The following is a 21,644-nucleotide window of genomic DNA, read 5'->3' on the forward strand; positions in this document are numbered from 1 at the left end:
GTGCTGGGGTGGATGAGACGTACGGGGCGGGTGGGATTGAGGGGACTGGGGGGACTCGGGGGACTCGGGGTGCACTCCGGGTTTCTCCATGACTGGGGGTGGGTCGACGGCGGCGGGGTCGTGCGATGGGGCCGTGCGGGGTGGCCGTGCAGGGTGGCCGGGGTGGGGCCCGGGACCCGGGGTGGTCAGCGGTCCTCGGTCGGCGGGCTCACTTACCCGGGCCGGTCGTGGCGCCTGAGGGCGACCATTCCTCGGTGTCGATCGGGGACCAGTCGGTGGGCCGGTCGTCCAGGCGCCGCATCCGCCGGCCGCGCCGTGCCGCCAGGAGTTCCTTGTCCAGGGGCGTGGTGAACACGTTCTCGACCAGCGTGTACTCGGCGGCGAGACGTCCCACGGCGGGCAGGGCGGCGGTGTCGATCCGGCCCCGGTCCAGGTAGAGGTCGTCCCGGATGTGGAAGCGCACGACCCGGCCCCACACCACGTGGTCGACCTTCTCGTCGCCGACGGGGATGATCCGGTCGACGACACACTCGAAGGAGATCGGTGCCTCCCCGACCCGGGGAGCGCGGACCACGTCGGACGGCTCCTTGTCCAGGCCGAGCGCCTCGAACTCGTCCACCTCCGCGTCGAACCCGAACGCCGAATCATGCATGGCGTCCGCCTGCGGCAGCGTCACCAGGTTGGTGACGAACTCTCCGGTGTCGCGGATGTTGACGAAGGTGTCCTTGAGCGTGACGCCGTCCGCCTGGGGTTGCAGCGTGAGCGAGACCATGGGCGGCTTCCTGCCGACCGCGGTGAAGAACGAGATGGGCGCGAGGTTGGCCACTCCCTCGGCCGACACCGTGCTGACCCAGGCGACCGGCCGCGGAATGATGCTCCCGATCAGCAGTTTGTACGCGTGGGCGGCGTCCAGTTCCGCAGCGTCAATGATCATCTTCTGGCCTCCATCGAAAACCAACCTGCCGTCGGATGTAACACCCATCCAACAGAGGTGTATGCCCATTGGGTATGTCGATTTGATGTGACACCGGCCTCGATCACGGAATGTGGTGGGTGTGGTGCTGCCAGTGAATGGCATAGGTGTACATGTGTTGAGTATGTTGAAAGCCTGCTGTCCCGGGGCTGGTACATGTGTCCGCAGCCGCCGTTCACCGAAAGAGACTCGCCGATGTTCTGGACCGCCACCGCCCGGTACGGCCTGGAGCCCGCCCCGGGCGGGCTGGCCTTCGTGCAGGACCTGCTGAACACGCTGTCCGCCGGCAAGCAGCGCAAGCCGGACCTGCTGGAGTCCGCCGAGGCCGCCCGTGCCTGGCTCGACCAGGCGTTGCGGAGCTGGAGCGGCGTGACCCACCGGCCCGCACCCGGAATCGAGCTGGCGGCCGAGGATGTCCAGGGGCTGCGCGACTTCCGTGCGGACCTGGTCCGGAGCCTTGACGCCCGGCACGGGGACCCGGTGACGGAGCCGGGCCCGGCGGCTTCCGTGCTGACCCTGCCCGCGGCGCTACGGCTCGACGAGCACGGGGTCGTCCACGCCGAGCCCCGGGGCACGGGCTGGCGACAGGTGGCGTCCCTCGCCCTGGCCGAGGTCTACCAGGCACAGTGCACCGACACGCTGCGCCGCCTGAAGTCCTGCCGCAACCCGCGCTGCCTGACCGCCTTCTACGACCGCTCCCGCAACAACAGCGGCGTCTGGCACGACGTCCACGTCTGCGGCAACGCGGCCAACCTCCGCAACTACCGCGCCCGCAAACGGTCGGGCACCACCCAGCCCAGACGAACGCCGAGGCCCGCCCCGGCAGGCGGCCAACTGTCCCGCCAAGCGGCTTCCCCTCCTGGCGGGCGCTCGACTCTCCCGCTGGACGGCTGACGATCCCGGCGGACGTCGACTTCTCCGACGCACAGCTGTTCATCCCGGCGAACGTCGACTTTTCCGGCGTACGGTCGCTTCTTCCGGCGTACGGTTGACGATCCCGGCGGTCGGCCGACTTTTCCGGCGTGCGTCGCTCCTCCCAGCGTCGGCGCCGGCGTACGCGTACGGCTGGCCATCCCGGCGGCGGTCGGCCGACTTTTTTCGGCGTGCGGACGCTCAATCCCGGCGTACGGCCGCCCCTGCCGGCCAGCGGCTGACCGTCCCGGACCCTGTGGGTGGCTGGGCCCCCGCTTTCGGTTCTTGTCGGTGGTCGGTCCTTTTCTTGTTCAGATCGTTGACACGAGTCACCACTCGATCTACGTTTCCGACGCGCCGGTGGTGAGACTGACGGCTCGTCAAGGCTCTGTGGCGGTTGGTGTGTTCACAGGCCGAACGCGCTCCGGGTCTGCCGTAGGCGTCTTCGCGGTCCACATCGTCGTGCCCGCACACCGAAGGAGTGACGGCTCATGTCCGAAACCGTCTCCCGCCGATCCGCCCTGCGCCTCACGGCCGGTGCCGTCGCGGTGGCCGCCGCGGCCACCGGCGGACTCGCCCCGCTCACGTCCGCCGCGGCGGCGGACAGACCCGATGCCGGAGCCGGCCCCCGCGTCGAGGGGCTGCTCGCCAGACTCACGCTGGACGAGAAGATCTCCCTGCTGCACGGTGCCGACGACCCCGGCTCGCTCGGCCAGGCCGGCTACGTGCCCGGCGTCCCGCGGCTGAACATCCCGCCCCTCAGGCTCGCCGACGGCCCGGCCGGTGTCCGTATCACCGCACACGCCACCGCACTGCCCGCCCCGGTACTGCTCGCCTCCGCCTTCGACCCCGAACTGGCCCGCCGCTACGGGCAGGTGATCGGCCGCGAGGGCCGCGCCCTCGGCCAGGACGTGCTGCTCTCCCCGATGGTCAACCTCATCCGCACCCCGTACGCGGGCCGCAACTTCGAGACGTTCAGCGAGGATCCGCTGCTCGCCTCCGACCTGGTCGCCGCCGAGATCCGGGGCATCCAGGGCGAGGGCCTGATCGCGACCGTCAAGCACTTCGCGCTCAACAACCAGGAGCAGGACCGCAACTCGATCGACGTGCACGCCGGTGAACAGACCATGCACGAACTCGAACTGCGCGGCTTCGAGGCGGCGGTGGAGGCCGGCACCGGCGCGGTCATGGGCGCCTACAACAAGGTCAACGGCACTTTCGCCTGCGAGAACAAGGCGCTGCTCACCGATGTCCTGCGCGACCAGTGGGGTTTCGCGGGCTGGGTGATGACCGACTGGTTCGCCGCCCACAGCACCGTCGCCGCGATCACCGCCGGCCTCGACATGGAGATGCCCGACGGCACGTACTTCGGGGCGGCCCTCAAGTCGGCGGTCCGGAACGGCAGTGTGGCCGAGCGGTACGTCGACCGGGCGGTACGGCGGATCCTCGCGGTGATGGACCGCTTCGGCCTGCTCGACGGCAGCGCCCCGCCGCGCCCCGCCCGTGACGCCGCGGCGGGCGCCGCCGTGGCCCTGGCGGTCGCCAAGGCCGGCGCGACCCTGCTGCGCAACGAGCGCGGCACCCTGCCCCTGGACGGCGGCGGCATCGCGGTGATCGGACCGACCGGCTCGCTGCCCTTCGTCAGCGGCGGCGGCAGCGCTCATGTCGTCCCCGACCACGCCGACAGCCCCCTCGACGCCATCAGGGCCCGGACCCGCGGCCCGGTCACCTATGCCCTCGGCGAGGACCTGTTCGGCAAGGCGCTGCCCGCCGGTGCCCTCAGCCCCGGCTTCACCAGCGAGGGACAGCAGGTGGGCGCCGGGAAGACCTGGGCGTACGACGGCACGCTCACCGTCGCCGAGGAGGACGACTGGACCTTCGTGCTCCACTTCTCCTCCGCGGCCACCGCCCGCCCCAAGGTCCTGCTCGACGGCGAGGAGCTCTTCCCGCTCGCCGCCGGATACGGCGAGTACTTCTCCGGCGGCCTGGTCGCCGCGGCCCCCGACGGCCTGGGCGTCCGCCGCAAGGAACTCCGGCTCGCGCGCGGCGCCCACACGTTGCAGATCAGCGCGGAGGGCGGCGACTCGGGTCTGCTGTTCCGGCTGCGCCGCATCACCGGCGCGACCCGCGCCCAGGACGTCGTCGACGCGGTCGGCGCGGCCCGGGCGGCCCGCCATGTCGTGCTGTTCGCCTACGAGGACGCCACCGAGGGCCTGGACCGCGCCACCGTCGCGCTGCCCGGCCACCAGGAGCAGCTGATCCGCGCGGTGACGGCGGCCAACCCCCGCACCACCGTCGTCCTCAACACCTCGTCGTGCACGTCGATGCCGTGGCTGACGGGGACCGGGGCCGTCCTCCAGATGTACTACCCCGGCCAGGAGGGCGCCACCGCCACCGCCGCCGTCCTCTTCGGCGACAGCGACCCGGGCGGGCGTCTCACCCAGTCCTTCCCGGCCGACGACGACCACCACCCGGTCGCCGACGACCCGCGCCGCTACCCCGGCGCCGACGGTGTAGAGGAGTACTCGGAGGGCATCCACGCCGGGTACCGGTGGTACGACGCGCAGGGCGTGCGGCCCCTGTTCCCCTTCGGGCACGGGCTGTCGTACACCTCCTTCGCCTACTCCGACCCGGAGGCGCGGTGGACGCGTGGCGCACTGGAGGTCACGTTCACCGTGCGCAACACCGGGCGCCGGGCCGGGATATCGGTGCCGCAGGTGTACGTCGGGCCCTCTCCTGACCTCCGACTCGACCAGGCGGTACGGGTGTTGGGCGGCTACCGGCGACTGGCGCTGCGGGCCGGGGAGCGGCGGCGGGTGACCGTGCGGGTCGCCGCGCGCACCCTGTCGTCCTGGGACGCCCGGCACCACCGGTGGACGCTCGGCACCGGGCGGCGGACCGTCTGGGTCGGCGCCTCGGCGGGTGACCTGAAGCTGCGCACCGGTGCCCGGGTGGGCGGCGGCCACCGCTGAATTCATGTCAATGAACGGCCGGCGAGCGGAGGCTCTCCGGCCGTTTACTTCAAGGGTTTACAAGAATTTTCCCCGTCGTGCGTTTCATTTGTAGCGGTGCGGTTGACGGCAGGTTTTTGTCAGGATTGGGTGAGGGTTCGCGCTGCGGCGTTCAGCGCGGGTTTCCGGTGTGCCACGATCGAGCCAGCGGACCGAAGTCATCCCGAATTTACAGAGCTCGGCGCGGCAGCACGGCGCGTTGCGCCGTGGTGAGTGCCGGGTGAATGGCCAGGGTGCTTTGACGGGCTTGTGGCGGTGTGCCGCCAGCGGTCCGGCCGCCGAACGGCCGCCGATCCGCAGTGGATTGCTCTGATTTTCGGCTCTTGCGGTGAATTCCTCCCGCTGGCCGAATCAATGCCACCGGACGTGGTGGGCCCCCTCCGTTATTGACCCGCGAGTAATGAACTCGCTAGTTTCCGGTGGCCTCACCACGAGCTTTCCGCCGCACACATCCCCCACCGTGCTGTCCTCCCGATTATTCGGAGTGTCATGACGTCCCCTGTGCGTGCCGTCGATTTGATCATGTGCATCACGCCTTTCGGAGAACCCGATGCCAGGCTCGCCACAGCGGTCTGTGCCGCAGGCGGACTCGGCGTCCTCGACCTCGGTCGCGGCGACCGAAGAACCCGGGAGGCGCTGGCCCGGCTGAGGCGAGCGGCGCCGGGACCGTACGGCGTGCGGGTAGCCGCCGGCTGCGCCCTCACCCCGGACGAGCTCGGCCCGGCACCCGACACCGTGGTCCGGGCCGCCGACGCACCCTGGACCGTCGCCGAACTCGCCCCGCATACGCGCGTGCTGGCGGAAGTCACCGATCTGGCCGAAGCGCGCGCGGCCGTCGCGGCCGGAGCGCACGGGCTGATCGCCCGGGGTGCCGAGAGCGGCGGCCGGGTCGGCGGGCTGAGCACCTTCGTCCTCCTCCAACAGCTTCTGGAAGCAACGGAGTCGGAGGTCCCGGTCTGGGCCGCGGGTGGCATCGGACCGCACACGGCGGCGGCAGCGGTGGCCGGCGGCGCGGCCGGGGTGGTCCTCGACAGCCAGCTGGCCCTGCTCGCCGAGTCCCGGCTCCCCGAGGCGACGGCGGCGGCACTGCGCTCCCTGGACGGCTCCGAGACGGCCGTCGTGGCCGGGTACCGGATCCTGCACCGCCGCGGCCCGGACGCCGTACGCCCGCCCGACGGCGACCCGGCCGCGGTCGCCGCACTGCTCGGCGCCGAGGACCTGCGCACCCAGCTGCTCCCGGTGGGCCAGGACGGCTTCCTCGCCGCACGGTTCGCCGAGTTGTGGGGCGATGTGCCCCGCACGGTAAGGGAGTTGAGGGCGGCGATACACGGGTACGGCACCGGCGCCGCCGAGGCGCTGCGTCCCGGGACCTCCGCCATGAGCCGTGCCCTCGGCACCCGGCTGCCCGTCGCGCAGGGCCCGATGACCCGGGTGAGCGACCGGGCCGCCTTCGCCGCGGCCGTCGCCGACGACGGAGCCCTGCCGTTCCTGGCGCTGGCCCTCGCCGACGGCACCCGCACCCGGGAGATGCTGACCGAGGCCAAGGCCGCGCTCGCCGGACGGCCCTGGGGCGTCGGCGTGCTGGGCTTCGCGCCCGAGGAGCTCAGGAACGCCCAGCTCGAAGCGGTCCGCGAACTGCGGCCCAGCCACGCCATCGTCGCCGGCGGCCGGCCCGCGCAGGCGGAGGCGCTGGAACGGGCCGGGATCAGCACCTTCCTGCACGTGCCCTCGCCCGGGCTGCTGCGGCAGTTCCTGGAGGCCGGGGCCCGGAAGTTCGTGTTCGAGGGCTCCGAGTGCGGCGGCCACGTCGGACCGCGCGCGAGCTTCCCGCTCTGGGAGGCCCAGCTCGCCGTCCTGGCGGACTTCCCGGACGCCGAGGGCCTGGAGGTCTTCTTCGCCGGCGGCATCCACGACGAACGCTCCGCGGCGATGGTCGCCGCCCTCGCCGCACCGCTCACCGCCCGGGGCGCGGCCGTCGGCCTGCTCATGGGCACCGCCTACCTCTTCACGGAGGAGGCCGTGGACCGGGGCGCGATCCAGCCGCTGTTCCAGCGCCAGGTCATGGCCGCCGCCTCGACCGCCCTCCTGGAGACCGCACCCGGCCACGCCACCCGCTGCGTGCCCAGTCCCTTCACCTTCAACTACCGCCAACGCGAAGCGGAGTTGCGGGACAGCGGAGTGTCCGACCGACAGGTGTGGGAGGAGCTGGAACGGCTCAACGTCGGCCGACTGCGCATCGCCAGCAAGGGCGTCGACCGCCCGGCCGACGGCGAGTTGACGCCCGTGGACGAAGAACGCCAGTTCTCCGACGGGATGTTCATGGCCGGAGAGGTCGCCGTGCTGCGCTCGGAGACCACCACCGTGGCCGCCCTCCATCACGCCGTGACCGACGCAGCCGCCGACTTCCTGACCCGCCGGACGCCGACGGCGGCACAGCCGGACCAGCCGCCCGCCCCCGCCCCGCTCGACATCGCGATCGTCGGCATGGCCTGCATGTTCCCCGAGGCCCCCGACCTCGCCACCTTCTGGGCGAACGTGGTCGCCGGACGCGACGCGGTCACCGAGGTGCCGGTGGAACGCTGGGACCCGGCCGTCCACCACGCCGACGGCTCCACCACCTCGAAGTGGGGCGGTTTCCTGCCGCCGATCCCCTTCGACCCGCTGGGCTACGGCATCCCGCCCGCCTCCCTCGGCCACATCGAGCCCGTCCAGCTGCTCGCCCTGGAGGCCGCCCGGCGCGCCCTCGACGACGCCGGATACGGCGCACGGGGGCGGGAGTTCGACCGGTCGCGCACCTCGGTGGTCTTCGGCGCCGAGGCGGGCAGCGACCTCTCCAACGCGGCCACCCTGCGGGCTGTACTGCCCTCCTACTACGGCAAGGTGCCCGAGGGGCTGGAGGACCAGCTGCCGCAGCTGACGGAGGACTCCTTCCCGGGCATGCTCTCCAACGTCATCTCGGGGCGGATCGCCAACCGCCTCGACCTGGGCGGCGCCAACTACACCGTGGACGCGGCCTGCGCGTCCTCGCTGGCCGCCGTCGACGTCGCCTGCAAGGAACTCACCGCCGGCACCAGCGACGTCGTGCTCTGCGGCGGGGCCGACCTGCACAACGGCATCAACGACTACGTCCTCTTCTCGTCGGTGCACGCCCTGTCCCCGACCGGCCGCTCCCGCGCCTTCGACGGCTCCGCCGACGGCATCGCGCTCGGCGAGGGCGTCGCCTGCCTCGTCCTCAAGCGGCTGGCGGACGCCGAGCGCGACGGCGACCGGATCTACGGCGTCGTCAAGGGACTGGGTTCGTCCAGCGACGGCCGGTCCATGGGCCTGACCGCGCCCCGGCCGGAGGGCCAGCGGGCCGCGCTGCTGCGCGCCTACCGCAACGCGGGCGTCTCCCCGGCCCAGGTCGGCCTGGTGGAGGCGCACGGCACCGGAACCGTCGTCGGCGACCGCACCGAACTCACCATCCTCAGCGAGGTGTTCGCGGAGGCGGGCGCGGCGAACGGCGGTTGCGGGCTCGGGTCGGTCAAGTCCCAGATCGGGCACACCAAGTGCGCCGCCGGTCTCGCCGGGCTGATCAAGACCACCCTCGCCCTGCACACCGGGGTCAAGCCGCCCACCCTGCACGTCGAGCACCCCAACCCGGCCTGGAAGGAGACGGACAGCCCGTTCGCCTTCCACACCGAGGCCCGGCCCTGGGCGGCCCCACCCGCCGAACGGGTCGCCGGGGTCAGCGCGTTCGGGTTCGGCGGCACCAACTTCCACGTGGTGCTGGGCGCGTACGACAGCGCCGTACCGCCGGAGCAGGGGCTGGACGCCTGGCCCGCCGAGCTGTTCGTGTTCCGGGGGCGGGACGAGCAGGCCGCCCACCGGGGTGCCGAGGAGATCCTGAAGGCCGCCGAGACCGGTTCCTGGCGGCTGCGCGACCTGGCGCTCGCCGCGGCCCGCCGCGCGGACGCCTCGCACGAGCCGGTACGGGCCGCGGTCGTCGCGGCCGACGTGGCCGGGCTGTCCGGGCAGCTGCGCCGCGTCCTCGCGGGGGAGCACGACCCGGCCGCCGGCATCCACCTGGCCGACCGGCCGCGGGACGCCGACGCCAAGGTCGCGTTCCTCTTCCCCGGCCAGGGCAGCCAGCGCCCCGGGATGCTCGCCGACGTCCTCATCGCCTTCCCCGAACTCCAGCACTACCTCCAGCTCGGCCGCGCCCACGCCGACACCCTCTACCCGCCCGCCGCCTTCGACGAGGAGACCCGCGAGCGCCGCCGGGCCGCCCTCACCGACACCCGGGCCGCCCAGCCCGCCCTCGGCATCACCGGCCTCGCCGCCCACGCCTTCCTGACGGCGGCCGGCGTCCGTCCCGACATGGCCGCCGGACACAGTTACGGCGAACTCGTCGCCCTCAGCGCGGCCGGTGCCCTCACCCCCGAGACCCTCCTGGAACTGAGCGCCGAACGCGCGGCGGCGATCCTGGCCGCCGCGGGCGACGAACCCGGCACCATGGCCGCGGTGTCCGGCGCGGCGGACGACGTCGAGCGCGCGCTGCGGACAGCCGATGTCCCGGACTCCGTGGTGGTGGCCAACCACAACTCGCCCCGCCAGACGGTCATCTCCGGCCCCACCGACGAAGTGACCACGGCCGTACGGCTGTTGCGCGAGGCCGGCCTCGGCGCCAAGCGCATCCCGGTGGCCTGCGCCTTCCACAGCCCGGTCGTGGCGGGCGCGGGCGACCGGTTCGCGGAGGTCCTCGCGGACACGGCCGTACGACCGCCCGAGTTCCCGGTGTGGTCCAACCGCACCGCGGCCCCCTACCGGCCCGACGCCGACGCCGTACGCGCCGAACTCGCCGCCCAGATCGGCTCACCCGTCGCCTTCTCCGCCCAGATCGAGGCGATGTACGAGGCCGGGGCCCGCGTCTTCGTGGAGGCCGGCCCCGGAACCGTCCTCACCCGGCTCGTGAGCCAGATCCTCGGCGACCGCCCGCACACCACCGTGGCCTGCGAGCCCCGGGCGGGCGGCGGACTGCGCGGCTGGCTCGACGCGCTCGCCCAGCTGGCCGTGGCCGGCGCACCCGTACGCACCGCCTGGCTGCTGCGCGGCCGGGACGCCGTGGACGCGGTCCGCACCCCGGCGCCGAAACGGCCCGGCTGGACGGTCGACGGACAGCTTGTGCGCACCGCCGCCGGAGACCTCCTGCCCGGTGCCCTCGCACCGGCCCGACGAGTCGTGGAGACGACTGTGACGACGAACCAGCCGCACGGCGCCCCCGCCGACCGGGACGCGCTGATCTCCGAGTTCCTGCGCACCAGCCGGGAGATGATCGCAGCCCAGCGCGATGTGCTGCTCACCTACTTCGGGGCGGCCCAGGTGCAGGTGCCGGCCGCGCCGGTACTCCAGCAGCTGCCGTCGGCCCAAGTGGTCGTAGCGCAGCCGCAGTCGGCGGAACCCGTCCTCGCCCTCGCGTCGGCGCCCGGATCCGCCCCGACGGCCGGGCCCGAGCCGACCGCCGACGTCGAGCGGGTCGTCCTGGAGATCATCAGCGAACGCACCGGCTATCCCGTGGACATGATCGAGCCCGACCTCGATCTGGAAGCCGACCTGAGCATCGACTCGATCAAGCGGGCCGAGATCGCGGGGGAGTTGGCGAAACGACTCGGCATCGCGGGCGGCGCGGAGACCCTGGACGACGCCGAACTGGAGGAGCTGGCCAAGGCGCGCACGGCCGCGGCCGTCACCGGATGGCTGCGGGCACGGGTCGGCACCGGCGAGGAGGGGTCGGCCCAGGCCCCGTCCGGACCGGACCCGGCCACGGCCGACGGGACGTCCGCCGTGCCCGAACCGGTGGCCGCCGCCGCGCCCGGCCAGGGCGTACCGGCGTCGGCCACCACCGTGGCCGAGGAGATCCCCGCTTCCGCCGCGGCCGACGAGGTCCCCGCGGGCGAGGCGCCCAAGCGGTTCGAGATGCGGCCCGTGGACCTGGCGGAGCCGGACACGGGGGCAGACCCGGCCGCCGTACTGTCCGGCAAGCGGTTCTTCGTCCTCGGCGACGGCGCGCGGACGGCGGCCCGGCTCGCCGGGTACGGCGCCGAGGCCGTGACCGTCGACGCGGACCACCTGCTCGGGGAGACGGACGGAGCCGTGGACGGCGTGCTCTACCTGGGCGCGCTGCCCGGCACCGACACCCCCGTACTGCCCGACGCCTACCCGGTCCTGCGGGCGGCCCTCGCCAGGAGCCCGCGCTGGCTGCTGGCCGCCCGTCCCACCGACGGCGCGGACGCGGCGCGCTCGGTCGGACTGCACGGGCTGTTCCGCACCGTGTCCCGGGAGTACCCGGACACCGTCGCCCGGGTCGTGACCCTCGGGGACACCGCGCCCGACGCGGTCGCCGACGCACTGCTCACCGAACTGCTCGCACCGGAACCGGCTCCCGTCGTGCTCCGCACGGCCACCGGCCGGCAGGGTCTGGAACTGGTCGAGGTGGCACCCGGCACACTCGGCAGCACCGGGGCCGGACCGGCCGGGGCGGGGGCCGCCGAGGCCGCCGCGCTCGGCCTCGACCGGGACTCGGTGGTGCTGCTGGTCGGCGGCGCCCGGGGCATCACCGCGAAGTTCGCGGCCACCCTCGCCGCCGCCTGCCGCTGCCGGATCGAACTGCTCGGCCGGACGCCCGCGCCGAACGGCCCCGAGACCCCGGACACCGCCGCCGCCCGCACCCCCGCCGAACTCCGCGCCGCCCTCGCCGCCCGCGGCGGCCTGAAGCCCGCCGAGATCAACCGCGAGACCGAACTGATCCTGGCCCAGCGGGAGATCACCGCCACCCTGGACGAACTCGCCGCGCTCGGCAGCGAGGCCCGCTACCGCGCCGTCGACTTCCGCGACCGCGACGCCGCCCTCCAGGCCGTCAAGGAGATCCACGCCGACCACGGCCGCCTGGACGGGGTCGTCTTCGCGGCCGGGGTGATCGAGGACCGGCTGATCGCCGAGAAGACCCCGGAGTCCTTCCAGCGGGTCTACGGCACGAAGACGACCGGCGCGGCCACCCTGCTCGCCGCCCTTGAGGAACTGCCCAGCGGTCCCGGGTTCGCCGTCCTGTTCGGCAGCATCTCGGCCGTCCTCGGCAACCGCGGCCAGGCCGACTACGCCGCCGCCAACGACGCCCTGGAGAGCCTCGGCACCGGCTGGGCGGAGCGCACCGGGAACCGCGCGCTGACCGTGCACTGGGGGCCGTGGGCGCCCGTCGGCGGCCACACCGGCATGGTCAGCCCGGAACTCGGCCGCGAGTACGCGCGCCGCGGCATCACGCTGATCGACCCCGACGAGGGCACCGCGGCGCTGCTGCGGGAGCTCGCCTGGGGCCCGGAGTCCGTACGGGCCGTCGTCTACACCGCCTCGGGCTGGTGACATGACCGACGACCGCCGGACACCGGTCGCGATCGTGGGCATGGCGGTGCTGCTGCCCGGCGCCGCGGGCCTCGACGCCTACTGGACCAACCTGCGCGACGGCGTGGACGCGATCGGCGAGGTGCCCGAGGGGCGCTGGGACGCGGACTACTACCGGCCCGGCTCGGCGGCCGGGCCCGCCGTCCCCGACGAGGTGTACTGCCGGCGCGGCGGCTTCGTGGACGGGCTGGCCGAGGTGGAGGTCACCCGGTACGGGATCATGCCGAACTCCGTCCACGGCACCGAACCCGACCAGCTGATCGCCCTCGACGTGGCCGCCGCGGCCATCGCCGACGCGGGCGGCGCGGACCGGCTGCCCGACCGGCACCGGATCGGCGTGGTCCTCGGCCGGGGCGGCTATCTCACCCCCGGCCTGGTCCGGCTCGACCAGCGGGTCCGGACCGCCGGGCAACTCGTCCGCACGCTGGGCGAGTTGGTACCCGACCTCACGCCCGCCCAACTGGCCAAGGTGCGCGAGGCGTTCACCGACCGGCTCGGCCCCGCCAGTCCCGAGTCGGCGATCGGCCTGGTGCCCAACCTCGCCGCCTCCCGCATCGCCAACCGCCTCGACCTGCGCGGCCCCGCCTACACCGTGGACGCGGCCTGCGCCTCCTCCCTGGTCGCCGTCGACCAGGCCGTCACCGAACTCACCGCCGGGCGCTGCGACGTGATGCTCGCCGGGGGAGTGCACCACTGCCACGACATCACCCTGTGGAGCGTCTTCTCCCAGCTGCGCGCCCTCTCCCCGAGCCAGCGCATCCGCCCCTTCCACCGCGACGCCGACGGCATCCTCATCGGCGAGGGCACCGGAGTCGTCGTCCTCAAGCGCCTCGCCGACGCCGCACGCGACGGGGACCGCGTCTACGCCGTGATCCGCGGCACCGGCGTGGCCAGCGACGGCCGTACCGCCGGACTCGTCAACCCCGACCCCGGCGGCCAGACCCACGCCGTACGCCAGGCCTGGCGGGCCGCGGGACTCGACCCCGCCGCACCGCACTCGGTCGGCCTCCTGGAGGCGCACGGCACCGCCACCCCGGCCGGTGACGCGGCCGAACTGACCACGCTGGCCGAGGTGTTCGGGCCCGGCACCGAGGGTGAGCGGGCCGTGCTGGGCTCGGTGAAGTCGATGATCGGCCACACCATGCCGGCCGCCGGAGTCGCCGGACTGGTCAAGGCCGCCCTCGCGCTCCACCACGCCACCCTGCTGCCCACCCTGCACTGCGACGACCCGCACCCGGCCCTCGCCGCCACCCGCTTCCGCACCCTGGACCGGGCCCGGCCCTGGGAGACCGGCTCCGGACAGCCGGTCCGCAGAGCAGCGGTGAACGCCTTCGGGTTCGGCGGGATCAACGCACACGTGGTGCTGGAGGAGGCCCCCGGCCGGCACGCCGCCCCCGCCTACCGCCCCGGCACCGCACCCCGCATCACCCAAGCCGCGCAGGCCATGCAAGCCGCGAACGTCACGCAGGTCGGTGAAGTCGCCGAAGCCACCAATGCCATCGAAGTCACCGAGGTCGCCGAGGTCGCCGAGGTCGCCGAAGGCACAGGCGTCGTCGTGGTCGCCGAACCCGAACGCATCCTCCTGCTCGCCGCCGACACCCCCAAGCAGCTGACCGCGATCCTCGCCGCCGACGACTCCGCCGTCCTGGCCGCCGGTCTCGCCGCCGACGGGACCCATCAGGACGCGGGCCCGGTCCGCCTGGGCATCGTCGACCCCACCGCCAGACGGCTCGCCCTCGCCCGGCGCGCGGCCGGCAAGGGCCGCGCCTGGCAGGGCCGCAACGACGTGTGGTTCAGGCCCGCCCCGCTGCTGCCCGCAGGCAAGCTGGCCTTCGTCTTCCCCGGCCTGGAAGGCGAGTTCACTCCCCGCGTCGACGACATCGCCGCGCATTTCGGCCTCCCCACCGTCACCGGCCCCGTCACGGACGCCGTTCGGGTCGGGGACGTAGGCCGTCATGGGTTCGGTGTCGTCGGCGTGGGGCGGCTGCTGGACTCGGCGCTGCGCCGGATGGGCGTGGTGCCGGACGCGGTCGCCGGGCACAGCGTGGGCGAGTGGACGGCGATGGTGGCCGCGGGGCTCTACTCGGGCGACCAGGTGGACGCCTTCATGGCCGAGTTCGACCCCGACGCGGTCACCGTGCCGGGCCTCGCCTTCGCCGCCGTCGGCGCCCCCGCCGACCGGGTCCGCGCCGCGCTCGACGATGACTGGACGGACGCCGGGATCGTCCTCTCCCACGACAACGCGCCGAACCAGTCGATGGTCTGCGGTCCCGACCTGGCCGTCGCGGACCTCGTCCGGGCCTTCCGCGGCGACGGCGTGCTGTGCCAGGTGCTGCCGTTCCGGTCCGGGTTCCACACCCCGATGCTGGAGCCGTACCTCACCCCCATCAAGGAGGCCGCCGAGCGCTTCCGGCTGTACCGGCCGACCGTCCCGGTCTGGTCCGGCACCACCGCGGCCCCCTTTCCGGCGGCCGAGGCCGGGGTGCGCGAACTGTTCGTCCGGCACCTGCTGGAGCCGGTCCGGTTCCGGCAACTGGTCGACGCCCTGTACGCCGACGGGCACCGGGTCTTCGTCCAGACCGGCCCCGGCCAGCTGGCCTCCCTGATCGGCGACACCCTCGGCGACCGCGACCACCTCGCCGTCGCCGCCAACTCCCCGCACCGCTCCGGTCTGGCCCAACTCCGGCGCGTGGCGACCGCGTTGTGGACCGCGGGCGCCGCCGTCGCGCCGGCGGTCCCGAGGCCGGGCAGCACGGCCGCGCCGGCCCGGCAACGGCCGCCCGTCCGGCTCGACCTGGGCGGCGCACTGGTCTCCCTGGACGGTCCGGAACTGGCGGAACTGCGCACGGCGTTGGGCGGCAGGCGGATCCCCGCCGGGTCCTCCCCGCTGGACGACCTCGCCACCCGCATCCCGGCCGCGGCCGAACTCGACGCGCTGCTGCGGGAGACGGCGGGCACGGCAGCGGCGGTCCTCACCGCGATCACCGCCTCGCCACTCACCGCCCCGCCACTCACCACGGCCCCTCGCACCACGACCCCTCGCACCACAGCCCCGCGTCCCACTGCACCCCCGCCCGTGCCGCGCGTCCCCGCCCCTGGCCCCGCGCCCGCCTCTGGCCCCGCGCCCGCCTCTGGCCCCGCGCCCGCCTCTGGCCCCGCCCCTGCCCCTGTCCCCGCGTCCGTCCCCACCGCCCCGCGCCCCGCCTCCCGCACCACCACCCTCCAGGTGTCCCCCGAGGCGATGCCCCACCTCCTCGACCACTGCTTCTTCCCGCAGCGCCCCGGCTGGCCCGACACCGAGGACCGTTGGCCGGTGGTCCCGGCCACCACGATCGTGCAGCACATGACGGACGCGGCCGAGGACGCCACCGGGCTGCGGGCGGTCGCCGTGCACGGCGCCCGCTTCGACCGCTGGCTCACCGCCACGCCCCCCGTCGACGTCCCGGTCACCGTCACCCCCGAGGGCCCCGGACGCGTCGCGGTCACCTTCGGCCCCACCGCCCGCGCGGTCGTCGAAGTGGCCCCCGACCACTCCCCGCCGCCCACCGGCCCGGCCGGGCCCCCGGCCACGGAGCGCGCCCCCGACCACACCGCCGCCGAGCTGTACGCCGAGCGCTGGATGTTCCACGGCCCGGCGTTCCAGGGCGTCACCGAGCTCACCGCGATCGGCGACCGGCATGTCCGCGGTGTGATCACCACGCCCACCGCCCCGGGCGCCCTGCTGGACAACGTCGGCCAGATCCTCGGCTACTGGATCATGTCCACCCGCACCGAGCGGACCGTCGTCTTCCCGGTGCAGATGCGGGAGATGCGCTTTTACGGCCCGCATCCGGTCCCCGGCACCGAGGTCGGCTGCCTGGTGCGGATCACCTCGCTCACCGACACCGTCCTGGAGGCGGACGTGGAGCTGACCGTCGGCGACCGGGTCTGGGCCCGGATCGGCGGCTGGCAGGACCGCCGCTTCGACAACGACCCGCACACCCGCCCCGTCGAGCGGTTCCCGGAGCGCAACACTCTCTCCGAGGCCCGGCCCGGCGGCTGGACCCTGCTCCACGAGCGCTGGCCGGACCTGGCCTCCCGCGAGCTGATCATGCGCAACTCCCTCGGCGGCGCCGAGCGTTCGGAGTACGCCGAGCACCCGCCGCGCGGCCGTCGGCAGTGGCTGCTGGGCCGGATCGCCGCCAAGGACGCGGTACGGCAGTGGCTCTGGCAGCACGGCGAGGGACCGGTCTTCCCGGCCGAACTCCGGGTCCGCAACGACGCGTTGGGCCGCCCGTATGTGGTCGGCGTGCACGGCCGCACGCTGCCCGCCCTCGACGTCTCCCTCGCCCACCGGGCCGAGGCCGCGGTGGCGATCGTACGGCCGCACACCCCCGGACCCGGTCCGGGCATCGACCTCGAAGAGGTCACCGAACGCGACCCGGCGGCCATGGAGGTCGCGCTCGGCGCGGACGAACTCCGGCTGCTGCGCACCCTGTCCGCCGACGGCCCGACGGCTCTGTGGTTCACCCGGTTCTGGGCCGCCAAGGAAGCCGTCGCCAAGGCCGAGGGCACCGGATTCGACGGCCGGCCAAGGGACTTCACCGTCCTGGAGGCGGCTCCGGACGGCAGCCGGCTGCTCGTCTCGGGCCGGCTGGAACGCGCCTACCCGGTGCACTGCGCGCCGGTCCGCAATCCCCCCGCACTGCCGGACCGCGACTACGTCGTGGCCTGGACCACCGGACCGGCAGCCGCAGACCCCGAGGAGGACCCGCGATGAACCCCACCGAGCCCGAGATCCGCGCCGACGAGGAGGCGGTGCTCGCCGACCTCGCGCGGATGCTCCGCACCCTCCTGGAGGAGTACGGCGACGACGACGCCGAGATCGGCATGAGCACCACCTTCAACCGTGACCTGGAGCTGGAGTCCATCGACCTGGTCACCCTCGCCGGGCTCCTGGAGGAGCGGTACGGCAAGCGGGTCAACTTCGCCGAGTTCCTGGCCGGGATGGAGTTCGACGAGATCATCGAGCTGACCGTCGGCCGGCTCGTCGAGTACGTCGTGTGGAGCCTGAAGGCCACGGAGGCGGGCTGACCCATGGCGATCGTCGACACCGGGGACATCCGGCTGCACGTCCAGAGAATGGGCCCGGGGGAGGGCCGTACCCCGCTGGCCACCGTGGTCCTCGTCCACGGGCTGCTCACCGACAGCCTGGCCAGTTACTACTTCACCGTGGCGCCCGCCTTCGCCGCCTCCGGCCTCGACGTGGTCATGTACGACCTGCGCGGCCACGGCCGCAGCGGCCGGCCCACCGGGGGCTACACCCTCGACCACAACATCGACGACCTGGAGGCCCTGCTCGACCACCTGTCGATCACCGGCCCGGTCCACCTCGTCGGCAACTCCTACGGCGGCACCATCGCCTTCGGCTGGGCGGCCCGCCACCCGGAGCGCACCGCCAGCCTGACGCTCATCGAGTCCGAGCCGGCGACCGCCGCCTGGGCCGCGAAACTCGGCGGCATCCTGCACCGGGTGGTCACCGAACTCGCCCACAACGAGTCGGACGCGATCGCCTGGATCACCGCCAACCGCAGCCACAACACCGCCCGGCTGGCCAGGGGCGCGGCCCGGCTCGCCCGCGAGACCAGCCTCGGCCGGGACATCCCGGCCAGCCGGGTCCTGACCGAGGACCAGATCAGCGCCGTACGCTGCCCGGTCCTCGGGGTGTACGGCGGGGACTCCGACCTGGTGGAGGTGGTCCCGCTCAAGGAGGCCCTGCTGGCGGACTACCGGTCGGTGGTGCTGCCCGGGCACGAGCACTCCGTGCTGGTCGAGGCGGCCGGCACGGTCGGCGGTCACATCCTGGAACTGATCCACTCGGTCAGCGGCGGCGTACGGGCCGGAGTCCGGTGAGCGGCTTCCTGTTCGTCGTACCGCCCCTGGTCGGGCACATCAACCCGGCCGTCGGCGTCGCGGCCGAACTCGCCGCGCGCGGGCACCGGGTGGCCTGGGTCTGCGCGGACACCGCGCTGGTGCAGCGGCTGGCGGGTCCGCAGGCCCGGGTGTTCCCGTGCGCGGGGACCGCGGAGGGCGAGCGGCCCGCCGACCTGCGGGGCGCGGAGGCGCTGCGGTTCCTCTGGGAGTGGTTCCTGGTGCCGCTGGCGGACGCCATGGCACCCGGTGTACGCGCGGCCGTCGACGAATTCCGCCCCGACGTGGTGGTCGCCGACCAACAGGCCTTCGCCGGGGCTCTGGTGGCCGAGCGGCTCGGGCTGCCGTGGGCGACCTCCGCGACCACCTCGGCCGAGTTCGGCGGCGCCTACGACGGCATCCCCAAGGTCGCCGAGTGGCTCCGGGACCGGCTCGCGGAGCTGCGCGGCCGGATCGGCGACCCGGCGGGCACCGCCGACCCGCGCTTCTCGCCGTACCTCACCCTCGCCTTCACCACCCCCGAACTGGCGGGCCGCACCGACCGGCCGGCGGTCCGCCACGTCGGCCCGTCGATCTCCGAGCGGCCGGTCGCCGACGGCTTCCCCTGGGACTGGCTGGACCCGAGCCGGGAGCGCGTCCTCGTCTCCCTCGGCACCGCCAACGCGGACGCGGGCGGGCGGTTCCTGGCCGAGTGCGTGGCCGCCGTCCGCGAACGAGCCGACCGGGTGCAGGCGCTGATCGCCGACCCCGGTGGCACCCTGCCCCCGGCCGCCGACGACAAGGACATCCTCATCCTGCCCTCGCTGCCCCAACTCCCGCTCCTGGAACGGGTCGACGCGGTCGTCTGCCACGCCGGGCACAACACCGTGTGCGAGGCCCTGTGGCACGGCGTCCCGCTGGTCGTCGCACCCATCCGCGACGACCAGCCGGTGATCGCCGGACAGGTCGTCGACGCCGGCGCGGGCCTCCGGGTCCGGTTCGGCCGGGTCACCGCCCCACGCCTCGGCGAGGCCCTCGACACCGTCCTGTACGAGCCCGGCCCGCGCACCGCGGCGGCCCGCATCCGCACCGCGTTCCGCGCGGCCGGCGGAGCACCGGCCGCCGCGGCCCACCTGGAACGCCTCGCAGCCGACCCGCACGCAAGGAGAGCCGATGAGCAAGCAGAGTGAGATCGAGGCGCTGCGCTCCGCCTACGAGCGGGACCTCGCCGAGGGCACCGACCGCTTCTTCGAGCCCCGCCGCACCGCCTGCCCCTGGTGCGGCTCCGACCGGCTCACCACCCGGCTGCGCACCACCGACCTGCTCCAGCACAAACCCGGCGCCTTCGCCCTCGACCGGTGCACGCGGTGCGGCCACACCTTCCAGAACCCGCGGCTGAACGAGACGGGCCTGGAGTTCTACTACCGGGACTTCTACGACGGGCTCGGCGAGCAGAAGATGAGCGGCACCTTCGGGGGCCGCACCAAGATGTACCAGGGCCGCGCCCGGTCCATGGTCCCGCACGACGCGACCCCGAAGAACTGGCTCGACGTCGGCACCGGCCACGGCCACTTCTGCGAGGCCGCCCGCGAGGTGCTGCCCGGCACCGCCTTCGACGGCCTCGACTTCACCGACGGCGTCGAACTCGCCGCCCGCGAGGGCCGCGTGGAGCACGCCTACCGCGGCGCCTTCCCCGACCTGGCCCCCGAACTCACCGCCCGCTACGACGTGGTGAGCATGTTCCACTACCTGGAGCACAGCACCGACCCCGACCGCGAACTGCGCGCCGCCCACGAGGCGGTACGCCCCGGCGGCCACCTCCTCATCGAGGTCCCCGACCCCGAGAGCCGCTACGCCCGCCTGCTCGGCCGCTGGTGGCTGCCCTGGCTCCAGCCCCAGCACCTGCACTTCATCCCGGTCGGCAACCTCCGGGCCCGCCTCACGGAACTGGGCTTCACGGTCGTCGCCGAGGAGCACGCCGAGGCGCACGACCCCGTCGACCTGCTGGCCGCCGTCTGGCTCGCCCTGGACCACACCGCGCCGCGCGAGGACGCCCCCTGGCTGCCGGCACAGCCCGGCGCCCTCCAGAAGTCGCTGCGCGCCGCCCTCCTCATCGCCGGCATCCCGGCCCTGATCGCCGGCACCCTCCTGGACCGCTTCGCCGTACGGCCGTTCTCCCGCCGCCTCCGCGTCTCCAACGCCTACCGGGTCGTGGCCCGCCGCGACTGACGCCCGGCCCTCACAGCACCTTCGCGCGGATCATCGCCGACAGCACCAGAGCGCCCGGCAGCAGCGGGATCCAGTCGGTCAGGACGCGGTAGCCGATCACCGTCGCGGCGGCCACCCCGGCCGGGGAGCCGAACGCGACCAGGGTGATCACCAGCGCCGCGTCCACCGCGACCCCGCCGGGCACCGGCACGGCACCCCCCGCCGTGCCCGCCGCCAGGTAGGCGAAGATCACGGTGCCCCACGACAGCCCGAGTCCGAGTGCCTCCCCGGTGCAGGCCAGCACGCACGCCTGCACCAGCGGCATCGCGGTGGCCCCGCCCCACAGGGCCAGCACCCGGGAGGGCCGCGCGTGCACCGTCCGGGCGTCGGTGAGCGCCGAGCGCACCATGCCGGTGATCGGGCGGCGCAGCGGTCGTACGACGGCCGTCGCCACGCCCATCAGGGTGAGTACCGCGGCGACCGGGATCAGCACCACACCGTCCGGCACCAGCTCGCCCAGCCGCCGCCAGGCCGACGACGACAGCAGGAACCCGATCAGCACGACCGTCTTCGCACCCGACTTCGCCACCGAGTACAGCGCGATCGAGGCGGTGGCCCGCTCCAGGGGGACGCCCCGGGTGCGCAGGAAACGCACGGTGACGGCGTGCGCGCCGAGACCGGCGGGCAGTGCGTGGTTGGCGGCGCCGGCGGCGAACTGCGAGGCCAGCAGCAGCCCCGGCGGCAGCCGGTCGGGTACCGCGCCCTGCCGCATGCAGGCGGCCACCACCCAGGTCAGGCAGGTGAAACCGCCCGCGGCCAGCAGCCACGCCGGTTCGGCGCGGGCGAGCCGGGTGACGCCCTCGTAGAGCAGCGACTGGTTGGTCAGCCCCCAGACCGCCGCGATGAGCAGGGGGGACAGGCACAGGGCGAGCCGGAGCGGCCGGCCGGCCATCGAGGAGGGCGCCGGCAGCGGACACACGGGCGCGTCGGGGTGGGACGACGACAGAGACGACAGTGAGGACACGGGGACGTTGTCCTTCCACGGCGGGCCTGCGGTGGGGAGCCGCGGGCGAGCAGACGCCGGGGAGCCTTCCCGTCCCGTATGACACCCGGATGTCCGAAAACCGAAGGCAGGAGGGCGGGCCGGTGCCGCGGGCGCTGCGGTACCCGGCGGACCCGGTAGCCTTCCTGGGGAAGGCGCACACGACAGGGGAGGA

At 74.1% G+C, this 21,644-nt stretch carries 10 protein-coding genes; 8 read left to right on the forward strand and 2 right to left on the reverse strand.

The features are described from left to right. Positions 1-208: 208 nt before the first annotated feature. Positions 209-934: a flavin reductase family protein gene (locus tag AB0D74_RS15055; protein ID WP_362585383.1), complete on the reverse strand. Its 726-nt coding sequence runs from the start codon at positions 932-934 to the stop codon at positions 209-211. A 234-nt stretch (positions 935-1,168) separates the two neighbouring features. On the opposite strand from AB0D74_RS15055, the gene AB0D74_RS15060 reads away from it, so the two are divergent. The 8 genes from AB0D74_RS15060 (at position 1,169) to AB0D74_RS15095 (ending at position 20,448) form a co-directional block, all read left to right on the forward strand. Beyond that, the gene (locus tag AB0D74_RS15060) at positions 1,169-1,867 is read left to right on the forward strand and encodes a CGNR zinc finger domain-containing protein (RefSeq protein ID WP_362585386.1); all 699 of its coding nucleotides are present in this window, start codon (positions 1,169-1,171) and stop codon (positions 1,865-1,867) included. Between the two features lie 509 nt (positions 1,868-2,376). Further along, positions 2,377-4,857 (forward strand): glycoside hydrolase family 3 N-terminal domain-containing protein, encoded by a 2,481-nt coding sequence (locus AB0D74_RS15065; RefSeq protein ID WP_362585389.1) that lies wholly within the window; start codon positions 2,377-2,379, stop codon positions 4,855-4,857. Between the two features lie 528 nt (positions 4,858-5,385). Continuing rightward, positions 5,386-12,291: an SDR family NAD(P)-dependent oxidoreductase gene (locus tag AB0D74_RS15070; RefSeq protein WP_362585392.1), complete on the forward strand. Its 6,906-nt coding sequence runs from the start codon at positions 5,386-5,388 to the stop codon at positions 12,289-12,291. Position 12,292: 1 nt separating this feature from the next. Then, entirely contained in the window at positions 12,293-17,089 is a 4,797-nt protein-coding gene (locus AB0D74_RS15075; protein ID WP_362585395.1) for a beta-ketoacyl synthase N-terminal-like domain-containing protein, read from the forward strand. Then, positions 17,086-17,403 carry an acyl carrier protein gene (locus tag AB0D74_RS15080; RefSeq protein WP_089105552.1) on the forward strand — a complete coding sequence of 106 codons (318 nt, stop codon included), beginning with the start codon at positions 17,086-17,088 and terminating at the stop codon, positions 17,401-17,403. The genes AB0D74_RS15075 and AB0D74_RS15080 overlap by 4 nt, the downstream gene beginning before the upstream one ends. A 3-nt stretch (positions 17,404-17,406) precedes the next feature. Next, on the forward strand, positions 17,407-18,222 hold the full coding sequence (locus tag AB0D74_RS15085) for an alpha/beta hydrolase (protein ID WP_362585398.1): 816 nt from the start codon (positions 17,407-17,409) through the stop codon (positions 18,220-18,222). Continuing rightward, positions 18,219-19,409, forward strand: coding sequence for a glycosyltransferase (locus AB0D74_RS15090; protein ID WP_362585401.1), 1,191 nt, complete (start codon positions 18,219-18,221; stop codon positions 19,407-19,409). Before AB0D74_RS15085 ends, AB0D74_RS15090 begins: the two co-directional genes overlap by 4 nt. Next, positions 19,393-20,448 (forward strand): class I SAM-dependent methyltransferase, encoded by a 1,056-nt coding sequence (locus AB0D74_RS15095; protein WP_362585404.1) that lies wholly within the window; start codon positions 19,393-19,395, stop codon positions 20,446-20,448. Before AB0D74_RS15090 ends, AB0D74_RS15095 begins: the two co-directional genes overlap by 17 nt. Before the next feature lie 10 nt (positions 20,449-20,458). On the opposite strand, the gene AB0D74_RS15100 is transcribed toward AB0D74_RS15095, so the two are convergent. Continuing rightward, positions 20,459-21,451 (reverse strand): lysylphosphatidylglycerol synthase transmembrane domain-containing protein, encoded by a 993-nt coding sequence (locus AB0D74_RS15100; protein ID WP_362585407.1) that lies wholly within the window; start codon positions 21,449-21,451, stop codon positions 20,459-20,461. Between the last annotated feature and the right edge of the window lie 193 nt (positions 21,452-21,644).

This window comes from Streptomyces sp. NPDC048278 (assembly GCF_040652195.1).
In the GTDB taxonomy this organism is placed as follows: Bacteria; Actinomycetota; Actinomycetes; order Streptomycetales; family Streptomycetaceae; genus Streptomyces.